This window comes from Sphaerisporangium sp. NPDC049003 (assembly GCF_043197795.1).
In the GTDB taxonomy this organism is placed as follows: domain Bacteria; phylum Actinomycetota; class Actinomycetes; order Streptosporangiales; family Streptosporangiaceae; genus Sphaerisporangium.
The window spans coordinates 34,787-49,536 of sequence record NZ_JBICTU010000018.1 but is presented as its reverse complement, the minus strand read 5'-3'; the positions used below and the strand labels follow the sequence as shown (position 1 = coordinate 49,536).

Below are 14,750 nucleotides of genomic sequence, written 5' to 3'. Positions count from 1 at the left end.
AAAACCGCTGGAAGTCGTGAAAGGCGGTTAGAAGGGGGCGTTCTCCGGCTCGGCGCCCGGCTCCTCGCGGCGGGCCATCGCCGCCGCCAGCCTGACCCTGGCTCCCTGGAGCCACTCCTCGCAGATGGCGGCGAGCTTCTCGCCACGCTCCCAGAGCTCGATCGACTGCTCCAGGGTGAGGCCGCCCGTCTCCAGCCGCCGAACCACCTCGGTCAGCTCCTCGCGGGCCTGCTCGTACGACGGGGTCTCAGCCTTCTCCTCAGCCACGTCACCCACCCTATTGGCAGCCATGGCCCCAGACGCCTCAGGCCGAAGGCTTCGCCACCGTGACGTCGACGCGGTCGTCGGAGAACCGCACGCTCAGCTCCTCGCCGGCCCTGACGCTCGACGCCAGCCGTACGACCTCACCGGAGGGAAGCTGCACGATGGCGTAGCCGCGTTCGAGGGTGGCCGCGGGCGAGAGCGTGACCAGGCGGGCGCGCACGTGCGCCAGGGAGTCCTCGGCGCGGTCCAGGGACGAGGTCAGGCAGCGGCGTGCCCTGTCGCGAAGGCTCTCGGCCTGCTCCGCCCGCCGCTCGATCTCGCGGACGGGGTCCGCCAGCGAGGGCCGGGAGCGTACGGCCGCGACCCAGGACGCCTCGCGGTCGAGCCGGCCGACCACCACGCGCCGCCCCCGGTCGCGCAGCTGGCCGACCAGGGCGAGCTGCTCGCCGACGTCGGGGACGACCTTCTTGGCCGCGTCCGTCGGCGTCGAGGCGCGGACGTCGGCCACCAGGTCGATCAGCGGGTTGTCCTGCTCGTGGCCGATGGCGCTGACCACCGGCGTACGGCAGGCCGAGACGGCGCGCACCAGCGACTCGTCCGAGAACGGCAGCAGGTCCTCCAGGGAGCCGCCGCCCCGGGCGATGACGATCACGTCGACCTCGCGGTCGGTGTCGAGCCTGTGGAGAGCGTCGGTGACCTCGCCCACGGCGTACGGGCCCTGGACGGCGACGGTCTCGACCTTGAAGCGCACGGCGGGCCAGCGGCGGCGGGCGTTCTCCAGGACGTCACGCTCCGCGGCCGAGTCGCGCCCGCAGATGAGGCCGATCGTGCCCGGCAGGAACGGCAGGCGGCGCTTGCGATCGGTGTTGGCGAGGCCCTCGGCGACGATGATCTGCCGGAGCCGCTCCAGCCTGGCCAGCAGCTCGCCGATGCCCACCGGGCGGATCTCCAGGGCGGTGAACGCGAACGAGCCCCTGTTCACCCAGAAGTCCGGCTTGACCAGCACGACCACTCGCGCGCCGTCCACCGGCCGGGGCACCGTCGCCTCGTACACGTTGCGCGGGCAGGTGACGCGGGCGGACACGTTGGCGACCGGATCGCGCAGCGTGAGGAACACCGTGCCGCCCCGCGAGGACAGGTCGGTGATCTGCCCCTCGGCCCAGACGGTGCCGAGCTTGCCGATCCACTGCGCCACCATCTGCAACACCGAGCGGATGGGCAGTGGCTGCTCCGGTGAGGTCTTGGCCGTCATGCGGGCAGCCTACAAACCATCCGCGGCTATTCCCCTGCTTCGAGCTTGGCGAGGCGCTTGGCGTACATCTGGACGATGTCGCCCCTGGCCGAGGTCTGCCGCTCGTACTCGATCAGCGACCGGATCTGCTCGGCGGACTTGCCGCGCAGCCGGGCGCGCAGGGACGCCATGGTGAGGCTTGAGTAGCCGGGAAGGGGCTCGGCGAGCGTCGAGGTCGTGCCGGCGGGGGAGGCCGCGGGTGCGTCGCCCGGGGAGGGGGCCGCGGACGGCGCGCTCGCGGGGGTCGTCGCTTCGGGCGCGACGCCGTTCTGGACGGCCTCGGCCAGCTTGCCCGCCTCGGCCCTGGGCTTCCGCGTGCGGGGCTTGGGCTCCGCGGTGCCCGCCTTGGCCTTCGATCCGGCGGGGGCGGCCTCCGGCTTGGTGGCGGTGGCTTCGGGCGTGACCGGTGCGGGCCTCATCTGGGGGGCCGGCGGCGTGGGCGGGACGGTCACGGCCGGCTCGGTCTTCGGCGTGGACCCGTTGAGGCTGTCACTCGGCGTGCTCGGACGGGGGGCGAAGATGACCGGCTCGCGCCTCGCCGGCTTCTCCTCCCGGTCTTCGGCCACGACCGGCGCCGCCGCCGGGGCACCGGCCGCCCGCACCTCGGAGGCCGCCCTCTCGTCCTCGCTCAGCAGCCGCTTGAGGCCCGTACGGATGCGGTCGCCCAGCATCAGAGCCTGACCCACCCCGGTGAGCGCGGTCTGCAGCACGTTGAGGGGCAGCTCCTTGGCCTTCTCCTTCAGCTCGCTCGGATGGGTGACGGTCTTGGCTATGGTGCGGACGATGTCGGTCACTGACATACCGGCTCCCTAGAGGGTCTGATATCGGACGACCAGCCTCGCCAGACTGTGCCGCATGAGGACAAGGAGAGGACGGACAGGGCGGTCGCACACTCCCTCAAGCATAGGAAAGCAGATAAACAGTGCGTGTTTACGGATGCCGAGCATGAGGCTGGCAAGGAATCCGCGAGCGCATAGCATTGAGGACATGATTCCGGAGACCTCCACACCCCGTCGTGTCCTGGTGGCCAAGCCGCGCGGTTACTGCGCGGGTGTCGACCGAGCAGTCCAGGCGGTCGAGAAGGCTCTGGAGCGTTACGGCGCGCCGATCTACGTCCGCAAGCAGATCGTCCACAACACCCACGTGGTCAAGACCCTTGAGGAGCGTGGCGCGATCTTCGTCGAGGAGACCGACGAGGTGCCCGAGGGCGCGATCGTCGTCTTCTCCGCGCACGGCGTCGCCCCGGCCGTCCACGACGAGGCCGCACGGCGGTCCCTGAAGACCATCGACGCCACCTGCCCGCTGGTCACCAAGGTGCACAACGAGGCCAAGCGGTTCGCCGCCAACGACTACGACATCCTGCTCATCGGCCACGAGGGCCACGAGGAGGTCGAGGGCACCGCGGGCGAGGCCCCCGACAACATCCAGCTCGTCGACGGCCTCGACGGAGTCGGCGCCGTCCAGGTGCGCGACCCCGAGCGGCTCGTCTGGCTCTCCCAGACCACGCTGTCGGTCGACGAGACCAACGAGACGGTCACACGGCTCAGGGAGCGCTTCCCCAACCTCATCGACCCGCCGAGCGACGACATCTGCTACGCCACGCAGAACCGCCAGATCGCCGTCAAGGAGATCGCCCGCGAGTCGCAGCTCGTCATCGTCGTCGGCTCGACCAACTCCTCCAACTCCAAGCGCCTGGTCGAGGTCGCGAAGGACGCCGGGGCCGACGCCTCCTACCTCGTGGACAACGCCTCCTTCATCCAGGACGCGTGGCTCGACGGCGTCACCACGGTGGGCGTCACCAGCGGCGCCTCGGTCCCCGAGGAGCTCGTCGAGGCGGTGCTGGCCCACCTGGCCGGGCACGGCTTCGGCGACGTCGAGGAGGTCGAGTCGGTTGCCGAGAGCGTGCGCTTCGCCCTGCCCCACGAGCTCCGCCGCGACCTTCGCGCCACCACCCGCTGACCCACCGGCCGCCGTTCGGGCCTGAAGGCGGGTGGTCGCACCCGCCCAGCCGGCGGCGGTCAGCCTTCCGCGTACCGCGGGTCCGCCTCGGGGGCGGTGCCGACGACCGCGTCGGCGCGCGCCCGTACGCCGTCGGCGGCGAAGTAGGCACGCTCCTGGCGTGCCCACCGCTCCCAGTGCGGGCGGTAGGCCTCGCCGTCCCGGCGCAGCGCCCGTGCCTTCCGTACGGCGAGCGGCGCCTCGGTCCAGACGAGGAACGACACGTACGGCGCCGCGGCCAAGGCCCCGGTCCCGACACCCTCGACGACCACGACCTCCGTGGGGGCCGTCTCGCGCCACTCGGCGTAAGCCCCGAGCGCCCAGTCGTAGCGGCGCCAGCGGGCGGGCCTTCCCTCGGAGAGCGGGCGCAGGACCCACTCCACGAGCCGGTCGACGCCGTCCCGCAGGCCGTCCCAGCCGGGGTACAGGTCGTCCATGTGGACCAGCGCCGCCCCCAGCTCCCCCGCGAGCGCAGTGCCCAGCGTCGTCTTGCCCGACCCGGACGGTCCGTCCACGGCGACCACCCCGGCCCGCGCCGCGCGCAGCCGTACGGCGAGCTCCGGCACGCTCAGCGACTCCATCTTCGGATCCACGCTCGGCTCGGCAGGTCTACGGGCGGCCTAGCCGGGGAGTCAGTCGTGCTGCTCCCTCGGGGACCCGTACACGCGGGGCTCGAAATAGCCCTCGGGCTCCGGAGCGAAGGGCTGGTCGTCGCCCGGCTGCCTGCGCTTGGGCGCGGGGCGGCTCGCGCGCAGGTCGGCGCGGAGATCGCTGACGTTCGCGGGCAGGCCGCGGAACCAGGCGGCGGCGAGCACGAGCGCGGCGCCTCCGAACAGCCAGGGCGCCGCCGCCGACAGCTTCGTGACCAGGCCGAGGCCCAGCGCCTGGACGATCGACGGCGCTCCCAGCGCGCCGGCGACGGCGCTGATGAGGGTCGCGGCGAAGAAGATCAGAGGCGGCGTCACCACAAGGGACAGCAGGTCGCGTGGTTGTACGAGGAAGACGGCGGCCAGGCAGGCGGCGGAGAAGACGAGACCGATGATCGTCGTCGACCCGGTCACCTCGGACAGGAGCGTGATCACGAAAATGAGCGCCATGGCACCCCGGGCGGTCAGCCTGACTCCCGGTCGCGCCTGCTCCTTTGCTACCACTGTCGCCCCCTCCGAGCCTGGTCGGCGGCCTCACGGCCGGCAGGCTGGCCCTACGACAAGTCTCGCGCCAACTTACCGTTCGGAGGCGGGGCCGGGAACGGGCTTGCCGTCTCTTCACCCTGCGGTTGCGGGGTCTCTGCCCCCGGCGGTCCCTGCGGCTCCCGATGGGGCTCCCCGGCGTCGCCGGGCGGCTGCGGCTCCCCGGGGTCCTCGCCGACCAGTTCGGGCATGGAGGGCCGCCTGGGCAGTTCCTCGACGAGCTCAGGCTGGGGGAGCGCGCCGTCCACCAGGCCGAGGTCGTTCAGCTTGCGCGCGCTCACGAGCACGCGGCTCTCCAGCGAGCCGACCGTCTTGTTGTAGGCCATGACCGCCCGGCTCAGCGCCTTGCCCACCGCGTCGACGTTGCGTCCCATGGCGCCGAGCCGCTCGTAGAGCTCCTTGCCGAGGTCGAAGACCGCGCGGGCGTTCTCGCTCAGCGCCTCCTGCTGCCAGGCGTACTGGGCCGTGCGCAGCATGGTGATCAGCGTGGTGGGGGTGGCGATGTGGACCCGCTTGTTCATGGCGTACTCCAGCAGGCCCGGGTCGCGCTCCAGCGCGGGGGCGAGGAACGCCTCGCCGGGGATGAACAGCACGACGAACTCGGGCGCCGGGGTGAACGCCTGCCAGTAGGCCTTGGCGGCCAGCCTGTCGACGTGGTCGCGCACGTGGCGGGCGTGGGCGTCGAGCCGCGCCTCCTGCATGTCGCTCTCACCGGCCTCGGCGGCCTCCAGGTAGGCCGCGAGCGACACCTTGGAGTCCACGATGATGTTCTTGCCGCCCGCGAGGCGGACCACCATGTCGGGCCGTACGACCCCATCGGGGGTCATCGCGCTCGCCTGCTCGTCGAAGTCGCAGAACCTCGCCATGCCGGCGATCTCGGCGACCCTGCGGAGCTGGAGCTCTCCCCAGCGCCCGCGTGCCTCCGGCCGCCGCAGCGCCCTGACCAGGGCCGTCGTTTGCGTCTTGAGCTGCTCGGAGCTGTGCCGCACGAACTCCATCTGCTTGCCCAGCTCGGCCTGGGCGACGCGGTTGCCCGTCTCGCTGTCGCGGAGCTGGTCCTGCACCTTGGCCAGGGTCTCTCTCAGCGGGGCGACGAGGTTCTCCACGGCCTGCCTGCGCTGCTCCAGGTCGCCCGCGGCGTCGGCGCGGGACGCCGAGAGCCTGCTCTCGGCCAGTTCGAGGAAGCGCAGGTTGTTGACGTCCAGAGCCCGCGTGGACAGGGACTGGAAGCGCTGGGTCATCTGCTCCTCGACGTAGGCGACCTTGTCCTCGGCGGCCTGGACCCGGGCCTCGGCCAGCGCGACCCTGCCCTCGGCCTCCGAGGCCCTGGCCATCGCGCGCGCCCGGCCGAGGAAGAAGCCGATGACCAGGCCCGCGGCCAGTCCGACAGCGAGTTGGAAGGCGAGTGCCATGACGTCCACCTCCCGCATGATTCCAGTCGGACGGCCCCCGCGCGTGTCCGCCGTACGGCTGGGGCACCGTAAACTCGGCGAACGTGAGCCTGAGCATCGGCATCGTCGGCCTGCCCAACGTCGGCAAGTCCACGCTATTCAACGCGTTGACCAAGAGCGGCAACGCTCTAGCGGCGAACTACCCGTTCGCCACCATCGAGCCCAACGTGGGGATCGTCGGCGTGCCCGACTCCCGGCTGGGCAAGCTGGCCGAGATCTTCGGCTCCGCCAAGATCCTTCCGGCGAAGGTCGAGTTCGTCGACATCGCGGGCCTGGTCAAGGGCGCCTCCGAGGGGCAGGGGCGGGGCAACCAGTTCCTCGCCAACATCCGTGAGACCGACGCGATCTGCCAGGTGATCCGGGTCTTCACCGACCCCGACGTCACCCACGTCGACGGTGAGATCTCCCCCCGGCGCGACATCGAGACGATCAACACCGAGCTCATCCTCGCCGACCTCCAGACGATCGAGAAGGCGCTGCCCCGGCTCGCCAAGGAGGCGAAGTTCAACAAGGACCGCAAGGTCGCGCTCGAAGCGGCGGAGGCCGCCTCCAAGGTGCTCGACGGCGGCACGACGCTCTACGCCTCGGGCCTCGACCTCGCCGACCTGCGCGAGCTGCACCTCCTGACGGCCAAGCCGTTCCTGTACGTCTTCAACCTCGACGCGGACGAGCTCACCGACGAGGCCCTGCGCGCCCGGCTCTCCGAGCTGGTCGCCCCGGCCGAGGCCGTGTTCCTGGACGCCAAGATCGAGTCGGAGCTGGTCGAGCTGCCGGACGACGAGGCGCTGGAGCTGCTCCAGTCGGTCGGCCAGGAGGAGTCGGGCCTGACCCAGCTCGCCCGCGTGGGCTTCGAGACCCTCGGCCTGCAGACCTACCTCACCGCCGGGCCCAAGGAGAGCAGGGCCTGGACCATCCGCAAGGGCGCCACCGCCCCGGAGGCGGCGGGGGTCATCCACACCGACTTCCAGCGCGGCTTCATCAAGGCGGAGGTGACCTCCTTCCACGACCTGGTGGAGGCGGGGTCGCTGGCGGCGGCGCGGTCGGCCGGCAAGGCCCGCATCGAGGGCAAGGACTACGTGATGCGCGACGGCGACGTCGTGGAGTTCCGCTTCAACGTGTGACCGTCCACGCCACGCCAGGCAACGCCACGCGACGACACGCCACGGCCGCGCCGGGCCCGCTGTCCCGAAACGGGCCGGCCGGCGCGTGACCTTGTGACCCGCGGATAGCAATGCCTGGCTGTCAGGTAATCGAGCACGGCTTCCCGCCGCGCGTAATCTCCAGTGTTTGGGTCGGTTGTGTGCCCCGCCGGGGTCTGACGGCCGTGACATGGCCGCCGTGCGCCGACCCGCACGAGCAGCCTGGCGGAAGGGAGGCCGGTGCGTGCGGACGGTTCGCTGCCTCCCGGCCGAGCCTGCCGCCTTCGTCTCCATCGTCTCCATCGAGAGGTCTTCGCGGATCGGCGCGCGCGGTCCGTTTACCTGCGTGAGCAGGGATCATGCCTCCTGCGCAAGCGGTTTCTGCCTGGTGCGAGCTTTGTCCCTAATGCGTGCTTTGTCGCGAATTTGGCTGATGGCTCACCGGTGAACAAGGGCCCCGTGTCCTGGGTGAACTCGGCGGGCGCGTTCCCGAAACCGGAGGAAGACCGACTTGGTCTGCTACGTGGATGCCTGCAGCATGGGCGTGGCTTTCCTGGAACAATTGGTGAGGCGGCTAAAGTGAATACTTCACCATGGATAACAGGATCGACAGTAAGACGACAGCGCGTCAGCCGGGGGGATCGGCGCGAGCGGAGGCGTGATGGCTCGCAGGTCAAACGTCCAGCACGGTCTGCGGACCTCTGGCGAACCCGAGCGTTCAGCGTACCCTCCGTCGCCCTACGATCCAGGCCCTGAGCTCATGCCGGCACGGGGACGTAACGCGCCCCGCCGCGGCGGATGGTCCGGTGGGGGCGGGCGTTGGCTGGTTTGGACGGGCAGGGCCGTGCTCTGGGCCGTGATCATCGTGATCGTGGTCAACGGCGTCCGCGCCCCGATCGAGCGCATGGCCCAGGGAAGCGAGCCCACGGGCGCTACCGCGAGCCCCACGGTGACCGGGTTCCCCCAGGCCGACGCCGCGGCGTTCGCGGGCCAGTTCGCGGCGGCCTATTTGAGTTTCGACGGTGCGAAGCCCGACGACAGGGCCGAGCGTCTGAAGCCATTTCTTCCCGTGGGCGCCGAGCGCCAGTTCGGCTGGAATGGCTTCGGCCGCATGTCATCGGGTGCTTACCAGTTCTCCGGTATCGAGATCATTGACTCCCAAAATGCCATTGTGACCGTTTTTGCCCAATCCGGTGCGCAGCGCTGGAAGCTTTCCGTGCCGGTTTACTACTCCGATGGCAAGTTCGTGGTCTCCGGCCAGCCCGCCCTGCTGCCGGCCGGAGGGCCCGCGGGCCTGCCCCAGCCCGCACAGGTGGAGCACGACGACACCGCCGAGGGCGAGCTGCGACCGCAGCTCGAAGGCTTCTTCAAGGCGTACGCCGCCGGGGACGCCACGCAGTTGCAGCGTTATGTCGCCCAAGGCGTGACGCTCGACGGCTTCGACGGCACCGTCACGCTGGCCCAGCTCAAGAGCGTCAGCGCTCCCCCCGGCGGCACCAGCCGGGAGATCACCGCCGTGGTCGTGTGGGCCGTCTCCACGGGCGCCACTCCGTCTCCCGCCGCCACGAACACCGATCCCGGCGCGCAGGCGGCCGGGCTGGAGCAGGCTTACCGGCTCCTCGTGGAGAAGCAGGGTGACAACTGGTACATCAAGAGCATCCGCGGTGCGACCCGGTCCGCGGAGTGAGGCCGGCCGGCGATGGGAGCGAGGGAGCGGCAAAGGGAGCGCGACAACCCGGACCGGTTCGACGACCGGCCAGCGCGACCATGAGCAGGAGGACGAAAGTTGATTCTGAATACCATCGTGGAGCACTCGCTGGCGCTGGTGACGCCGTCGGCGCCACCGTCCGGCGGGGTGAACACCGCGGGCCTCGCGGACTTCCTGCGCAAGTTCTTCGCGCCGTTGTTCCTCGTCGTGGTCTCCGTCGTCGCGATCTTCTTCCTCTTCACGCGGGAGATCACCAGATTCGTGCAGTTCATCATCCTGGCGGTCGCGATCGGTGTGATCTTCTATGTGCCCAACGTCATCGAGGTGACGGCCAGGGCGATCGCGGGGGCGCTCGGCATCAAGTGAGCGCACCCGGAAGGCCGTGAGAGGGAGAGGAGGATCGGGTGGACCTGCCTACCTATACCAATATCTGGCGGATTGAGAAGCGGCTCTACAAGCTGTACGACCTCCGGCTGCCGATGCCGCTTCCGATCGTCTGGATCGGTGTGTTCGTGGGCGTTCTGGTCCCATGGTCGATCCTTCTGTGGCTCGTCAGGATTCCCTTCGACGCGCCGTGGCACGTGCTCTACCTCGTGCCGCCGGGTGTCGTGACGTGGCTGTCGACGCGTCCGGTGATCGAGAGCAAGCGGCTCAACGAGCTGCTCCAGTCCCAGATCCGCTACCTCGGCGAGCCGAAGGCCTGGTGCCGCCTGGCGCCGGTCGACGAGCCCGACGAGATCACGTTCTCCGCGCGGGTGTGGCGGTCGGCCCCGCAGGTCGCGCTTCTCGCGTCCGCCGACACCGCGAAGTCCGCCGCGAGGGCGCGGCGCGGCGCCAGGGCGAAGCCCCGGCACACGGCGCCCCGCCGAAAGGGGCTGGAGGTCTGGAGCCCCTCACGCCAGCTCCCGTCCGTCAAGGCGGGCTCCCGCAGGGGCGCGGCAGTCCCGGGCGAGGTACGTCCCGCCGTGGCCGCCGCCGCGGCGGCCGTGCACACGCTGCCCGCGGCGGAGGCCCCGGTCCGGCTGTCCGAGCGGCCCCGCCTCACCTGGGGCGCCGTGGCCACCCCGTCCGTCCCTGGCCAGTCCGCTCCCGGCCTTCCTCCCGTCACCTCGCCCGACGCCACCATGTCGCCCCTGGCCCTCGAACCCCCAAGGCCCACCTCCGACCGCGTCACCGAGATCCCGCCGAAGCCGGGGCCCGACCGCACCGCCGAGGTGTCGAAGCCCGACCGGGTCATCGACGTTCCGGTCCGGAAGGGTGATCGGGTCGCCGGTGTCGCGACGCCGAAGGGTGATCGGGTCGTCGATGTTGCGGCACCGAAGAGTGATCGGGTCGTCGATGTTCCGGTGCCGAAGGGTGATCGGGTCGCCGACGTGCCGGTGCCCAAGTGGGTCGCGCCGGTCGAGGGTCTGGCGATGCCCCCCGCTTCCCCGCAGGCGGACCGGCCCGTCCAGGAACCCGCGACCGCGGAGACCGGCGGCGCCGCTCCGGCCACCGCTCCGATCGGCACCGAGGCGCTGCGCCGCCTGCGCAGGCTCGCGGCGTCCGCGGAGAGCCGTGGTCCGGCGACGCCCAGGCCCCAGGCCGTTTCCTCCGAACGCCGTCCCGCCGCGCCCGAGCCCCACCTGACCCCCTCCGAGCCCGAGGTGGCCGCCCCTGAGCCCGAGCCGGCCGTCTCCGAGCGTGAGCTCGCCGTCTCCGAGCCCCAGGTGGCCGTCTCCGAGCCCCGGGTGGCCATCTCTGAGCGTGAGCCGGCCGTCTCCGAGCCCCGGGTTGCCGCTTCCGAGCGTGAGATGGCCGCACCCGAGCCTCAGGGCGGCACGCTGGAGCACGCGGCGGCCGGGGGCGTTTCCGCCTCTGTCGATCCCGATGCGGAGACGGAGGTTCGCGAGCAGCACCGCAAGGGACAGCCGCCGCGCCCCGCCGCCTACACGCGGCTGCCGGAGGCCCGTACGGTCTGGCCGGTCTCCCGGTCGCGCACGCCCGAGACGGTTAGGCCGGAGACGGTCAGGTCCGAGACGGTCAGGCCGGAGACGGTCAGGCCCGGCGTGTCCGAGCCTGTGTCGCCGAGGAGTCCGGTGCGACCGGCGGCGCGTGAGCAGGCGCCTCCGCCGCTGTCCATCCGGGCGGTGCCGGGGCCGGGCACGACCGCCGATCCGGCCGCGCCGTCCGTTCCCGTGCCGGTTCCCCGTACGGGCGACGAGCCGCGCGTGCGGCGCGTCGAGTCCGTCGTCGGCCGTGACCAGTCCGGAGGCTGGCGGCGCCTTGCCCAGGTGGTGGTCGGAGGCGGCGGTCCCAGCCGCAACGACGGCATCGAGACCGACGAGGCGAGGGCCCGCACGGTGCTCACCGGCAGCCGCCGAGTCGTCGTGCTCGGCTGCACCGGCGGCGCGGGGCAGACCACGACCACGCTGATGCTCGGTCACACCCTGGCCCGCTACCGCGAGGACCGCGTCGTCGCGGTCGACGCGAACACCGGGGACCACACGCTGACCGGCCGGATCCCGGCGGACTCGCCCGAGACGCTGACCTCCCTGCTGGCGGGGCTCGACGGCGTGAGCGGCTACCTCAGCATGCGGGCGTACACCACTCGCTGCGAGTCGGGCCTTGAGGTCATCGCCTCCGACTCCGACACCGCGGCGGCCCGCAGGCTCGCCGACCAGGGCCTGTTCTCCGACCAGCGGTTGGCGCAGGCCATGCGGGTGCTCGACCGCCACTACAGGCTGATCCTGGTCGACCCCGCCGCGGCCGTCGCCGCGCGCATGCTGCCGTACGCCGACCAGCTGATCCTGGTGGCCCCGGCCAGCGAGGACGCGCCCGACGCGGTGGCCATGACCTTCGACTGGCTCGACGGGCACGGGTCGACCGAGCTCCGGCGGCGGGCGATCATGGTGATCAACGGTGTGAGCCGCCGGAGCATGGGCGGTGTGGAGCAGGCGGAGGCCGTGGCCCGGGGCCGGTGCCGCGCGATCGTCCGCGTCCCCTGGGAGGACGAGCTCGCCCCCGGACATCCCGGCCCCGCCGAGCTGACCCATCTCCGGGCCGGAGGCCGCAGGGCGTACGTCGCCCTCGCGGGAGTTGTGGCAAGCGGCCTGGCGGCGGCGAGCCGCCCGAGCGAGGAGGAAGTGGCCCAGTGACCAGGGAGCGTGCCCAGCGCGGGGAGCGGGCCGGCTGATGGCGAGATCGTCGCGGTCGAGGAGCAGGCTGGCCGTCCGTTATTTCGACGACCGGATCCTCCTCACCGACTCATCGGCATGGGCATATTTCCGGCTTCCGACGGTGAGCTATGAATTCGTCACCGCGGAGGAGCGGGAGGCCCTGGCCACCAACATCACCATCGCCCTCGCCGCGATCCGCATGACCGACGCCGAGGTACACCTGCGGGTGGCCCACCGGGCCTATCCCGCGGCCGACTGGGCGATGGCGCTCAACTCCACCTCCGACGAGGGCGACGGCTGGCGCGACTACCTGGAGGACATGTACCGGCACGTCTGGGCCAAGGACTTCTGGTCGAAGGAGGTCTACCTCGGGGTGCGGCTCGGGCCGCGAGGCGCGCAGCTCGGCACCGGGGTGCTCGCCCAGCTGTTCGGCTTCTACCAGCGCAGCGAGAAGACCCTGGGCCTGGAGGACGACCACGTCCCCGACAACGAGATCAACAAGTGGACCGACCAGGCGGAGCGCCTCGGCCGGGCCCTCGGCTCCAGCGCCCTGTACGCGCGCCACGCCTCGTCCGGTGAGGTCGCCTGGCTGTTCCGGCACGCGGCGTCGGGCTCGCTCGGCGACCCGCCGTCGTCGGCGACCCCGTCCAGGCGGTGGGGCAAGGGCGAGGTCGAGTCGCTGGTCGAGGGTCAGATCCACAACGGCAGGTCGCTGCTGCGCATCCAGCAGCCCGCGGGCGACTCCTATGTCGCGCACCTGTCGTTCGCCAGGTTCCCCGACCTGATGCCGTTCCCCGACGGGGAGCCGTGGCTGCACTTCATCGACCAGTTACCGTTTCCGGTGGAAGTCAGCTCGCGGATGCGCTTGATCCCCCCGGTCAAGGCGAGCAAGGACGTCGCGCGCAAGCTCGCGCACGCCCGTGACATGGACATCCACATCCGTGAGGCCGGCGCGGAAGCGCCCATCGCGCTGGCCGAGCAGATCGACGCGGCACGCATGCTGGAGCACGGCATCACGAAGGAGCGGCTGCCCTTCGTGTACGGCTGGCACCGGCTGATCGTGGCCGCGCCCACCGAGGAGATGTGCGTGCAGCGCGTCGAGGCCGTCGTGGAGCACTACCGCGACATGGGCATCGACATCGTCAACTCCACGGGCGACCAGTTCTCGCTGTTCTGCGAGGCGCTGCCGGGTGAGCGCGTGCGCGTCAACGCCTACGCCCAGCGGCAGCCGCTGCGGACGATCGCGGGGGGCATGGCCACGGCCACGGTCGACCTCGGCGACCGCATCGACGAGAGCGGGGCCGGGTGGGCCGGGCCGTACATCGGGGAGACCCTCGGGCGCGCCCGTTCGATCGTGCACTTCGACCCGCTGGTGGCCGCCACCCGCAACCGGCCGACCGCCATCGCCATCACCGGAGAGCCCGGTGGGGGCAAGACCACGCTCGCGCTGCTGCTCATCTACCAGATGGCGCTGCGCGGGGTCACGGTCGCGGTCATCGACCCCAAGGGCGACGCCGAGTCCCTGGTCCAGCTCCTGCAGAACCGCGGGCGCAAGGCGCGCATCATCCCGCTGGGCTCGGCGGCCCCCGGCCTGCTCGATCCGTTCTCCTTCGGCGACGACATCGCGGCCAAGAAGACCATGGCGACCGAGACCCTGCGGCTGCTGCTTCCGCGCATGTCGGAGGAGCGCGAGTCGGCGATGATCCAGGCCGTGTCCACGGTGTCCAACGCGCCCGATCCGTCGCTCGGCAAGGTCGTCGACCACCTGGAGGAGGCCGAGGACCCCGCTTCCAGGAACCTCGGCGCGGTGCTGCGCTCGATGGCCGAGATGCACCTGGCCCGGCTCTGCTTCGACCCCTCCGGCGGCGATCAGATCGACACCGAGGGCTGGACCACGGTCTTCACCCTCGGAGGGCTGACCCTGCCCGACGTCGCCACGGCTCGGGACGACTACTCCTACGAGCAGCGCCTGTCGGTCGCGCTGCTGTACCTGGTGTCGCAGTTCGCCCGGCGGCTCATGAACGGCCTCGACCGTCGCGCGCCCAAGGCCATCTTCCTCGACGAGGCCTGGGCGATCACCTCGACGCCCGAGGGCGCCAAGCTCGTGCCAGAGGTCTCGCGCATGGGCCGTTCGAGGAACACCGCGCTGGTTCTGGTCTCCCAGAACGCGGGCGACCTGCTGAACGAGCAGGTCACCAACTGTCTCTCCTCGGTGTTCGCCTTCCGCTCGACCGAGCGTGTCGAGGTGGACCACGTGATGGCACTGCTCGGCGTGGAGCCGTCCGAGGAGCACAAGGGGGCGCTGCGGGCCCTGGGCAACGGTGAGTGCATCTTCCGTGATCTGGACGGCCGCGCGGGCCGTATAGGGGTGGACCTCATCTCCGAGGACCTGCTGCGTTGGCTGGACACCAATCCGACCCACGACAAACCCGACGAGAGCGTGCATGATCCTCGTGGGCGGGCGAGTAGGCCGGGGGCTGCGCAGGAGGTGCGGTCATGAGACGTCACAAGCACCGTGGACCGAGGGCGCCATTGGGGCGCGCGAGTGGAG

12 protein-coding genes are annotated in these 14,750 nt (G+C 71.2%); 6 read left to right on the top strand and 6 right to left on the bottom strand.

Annotation, left to right across the window (positions count from 1 at the left end; translation table 11 throughout):
* Positions 1 to 27: 27 nt before the first annotated feature.
* From ACGFIV_RS20665 to ACGFIV_RS20655, 3 genes are read right to left on the bottom strand one after another with little or no spacing between them, the layout of a single operon-like run.
* A complete protein-coding gene (locus ACGFIV_RS20665; protein WP_358546160.1) occupies positions 28 to 291 on the bottom strand; it encodes an exodeoxyribonuclease VII small subunit in 264 nt (87 codons plus the stop codon).
* Positions 292 to 304: 13 nt separating this feature from the next.
* Positions 305 to 1,516, bottom strand: coding sequence for an exodeoxyribonuclease VII large subunit (gene xseA, locus ACGFIV_RS20660; protein WP_358546163.1), 1,212 nt, complete (start codon positions 1,514 to 1,516; stop codon positions 305 to 307).
* A gap of 26 nt (positions 1,517 to 1,542) precedes the next feature.
* A complete protein-coding gene (locus ACGFIV_RS20655; RefSeq protein ID WP_358546165.1) occupies positions 1,543 to 2,355 on the bottom strand; it encodes a hypothetical protein in 813 nt (270 codons plus the stop codon).
* A gap of 187 nt (positions 2,356 to 2,542) precedes the next feature.
* On the opposite strand from ACGFIV_RS20655, the gene ACGFIV_RS20650 reads away from it, so the two are divergent.
* A complete protein-coding gene (locus tag ACGFIV_RS20650; protein ID WP_358546168.1) occupies positions 2,543 to 3,514 on the top strand; it encodes a 4-hydroxy-3-methylbut-2-enyl diphosphate reductase in 972 nt (323 codons plus the stop codon).
* A gap of 59 nt (positions 3,515 to 3,573) precedes the next feature.
* Here the strand turns inward: ACGFIV_RS20650 and ACGFIV_RS20645 are convergent, their stop codons facing one another.
* Genes ACGFIV_RS20645 through rmuC form a run of 3 tightly spaced genes read right to left on the bottom strand, consistent with a single transcriptional unit; the run spans position 3,574 to position 6,155 of the window.
* Positions 3,574 to 4,134 carry a hypothetical protein gene (locus ACGFIV_RS20645; protein ID WP_358546171.1) on the bottom strand — a complete coding sequence of 187 codons (561 nt, stop codon included), beginning with the start codon at positions 4,132 to 4,134 and terminating at the stop codon, positions 3,574 to 3,576.
* A gap of 51 nt (positions 4,135 to 4,185) precedes the next feature.
* A complete protein-coding gene (locus ACGFIV_RS20640) occupies positions 4,186 to 4,704 on the bottom strand; it encodes a DUF6542 domain-containing protein (RefSeq protein WP_358546174.1) in 519 nt (172 codons plus the stop codon).
* A 50-nt stretch (positions 4,705 to 4,754) separates the two neighbouring features.
* Positions 4,755 to 6,155, bottom strand: a complete 1,401-nt coding sequence (gene rmuC / locus ACGFIV_RS20635; RefSeq protein ID WP_358546176.1) for a DNA recombination protein RmuC — start codon at positions 6,153 to 6,155, stop codon at positions 4,755 to 4,757.
* Positions 6,156 to 6,238: 83 nt separating this feature from the next.
* Between rmuC and ychF the strand changes: the two genes are divergently transcribed.
* The 5 genes from ychF to ACGFIV_RS20610 all read left to right on the top strand — a co-directional run bounded on the left by ychF (position 6,239) and on the right by ACGFIV_RS20610 (position 14,699).
* Positions 6,239 to 7,315, top strand: a complete 1,077-nt coding sequence (gene ychF, locus ACGFIV_RS20630; RefSeq protein ID WP_358546179.1) for a redox-regulated ATPase YchF — start codon at positions 6,239 to 6,241, stop codon at positions 7,313 to 7,315.
* Positions 7,316 to 8,189: 874 nt separating this feature from the next.
* Positions 8,190 to 9,020 (top strand): conjugal transfer protein, encoded by an 831-nt coding sequence (locus ACGFIV_RS20625; RefSeq protein ID WP_358546182.1) that lies wholly within the window; start codon positions 8,190 to 8,192, stop codon positions 9,018 to 9,020.
* 99 nt (positions 9,021 to 9,119) lie between these two features.
* Positions 9,120 to 9,407: a hypothetical protein gene (locus tag ACGFIV_RS20620; protein ID WP_392836944.1), complete on the top strand. Its 288-nt coding sequence runs from the start codon at positions 9,120 to 9,122 to the stop codon at positions 9,405 to 9,407.
* 38 nt (positions 9,408 to 9,445) lie between these two features.
* Positions 9,446 to 12,178, top strand: coding sequence for a TcpE family conjugal transfer membrane protein (locus ACGFIV_RS20615; RefSeq protein ID WP_392836941.1), 2,733 nt, complete (start codon positions 9,446 to 9,448; stop codon positions 12,176 to 12,178).
* Positions 12,179 to 12,215: 37 nt separating this feature from the next.
* Positions 12,216 to 14,699: an ATP-binding protein gene (locus tag ACGFIV_RS20610; protein WP_358546188.1), complete on the top strand. Its 2,484-nt coding sequence runs from the start codon at positions 12,216 to 12,218 to the stop codon at positions 14,697 to 14,699.
* The last annotated feature ends 51 nt before the right edge of the window (positions 14,700 to 14,750 follow it).

Excerpts from the sequence above, each read along its gene's own strand:
- ACGFIV_RS20665 (WP_358546160.1), bottom strand. The coding sequence starts at position 291 with ATGGCTGCCAATAGGGTGGGTGACGTGGCTGAGGAGAAGGCTGAGACC.
- xseA (WP_358546163.1), bottom strand. The coding sequence starts at position 1,516 with ATGACGGCCAAGACCTCACCGGAGCAGCCACTGCCCATCCGCTCGGTG.
- ACGFIV_RS20655 (WP_358546165.1), bottom strand. The coding sequence starts at position 2,355 with ATGTCAGTGACCGACATCGTCCGCACCATAGCCAAGACCGTCACCCAT.
- ACGFIV_RS20650 (WP_358546168.1), top strand. The coding sequence starts at position 2,543 with ATGATTCCGGAGACCTCCACACCCCGTCGTGTCCTGGTGGCCAAGCCG.
- ACGFIV_RS20645 (WP_358546171.1), bottom strand. The coding sequence starts at position 4,134 with ATGGAGTCGCTGAGCGTGCCGGAGCTCGCCGTACGGCTGCGCGCGGCG.
- rmuC (WP_358546176.1), bottom strand. The coding sequence starts at position 6,155 with ATGGCACTCGCCTTCCAACTCGCTGTCGGACTGGCCGCGGGCCTGGTC.
- ACGFIV_RS20610 (WP_358546188.1), top strand. The coding sequence starts at position 12,216 with ATGGCGAGATCGTCGCGGTCGAGGAGCAGGCTGGCCGTCCGTTATTTC.